Below are 240 nucleotides of genomic sequence, written 5' to 3'. Positions count from 1 at the left end.
CTGTTTGTTTACACCATTGTGGTGGCGCAGATGGAGCACTTCTCCGGCTGGGCGGGCGTGATTGCGCTGGCGCTGTTGCAGGTGCCGATTGTTATCCGCACCACCGAGAACATGCTGAAACTGGTGCCGGACAGCCTGCGTGAAGCGGCTTATGCGCTGGGTACACCGAAGTGGAAGATGATCTCCGCGATCACGCTGAAAGCGTCGGTGTCCGGGATCATGACCGGTATCCTGCTGGCG

Annotated in this window: 1 protein-coding gene; it reads left to right on the top strand. The window is 59.6% G+C overall.

The genetic code is table 11. The annotated features are described in order from the left end of the window. Nucleotides 1-240 (top strand): ABC transporter permease subunit (locus FN960_RS24715; protein WP_143850867.1); only part of this gene is annotated, 240 nt, incomplete at both ends.

The sequence above is a fragment of the Alkalicoccobacillus porphyridii genome, from assembly GCF_007293315.1.
Lineage (GTDB): Bacteria > Bacillota > Bacilli > Bacillales > Bacillaceae_D > Alkalicoccobacillus > Alkalicoccobacillus porphyridii.
Note: the sequence above shows the minus strand (reverse complement) of the source record. Positions and strands in the feature narration are given on the sequence as shown.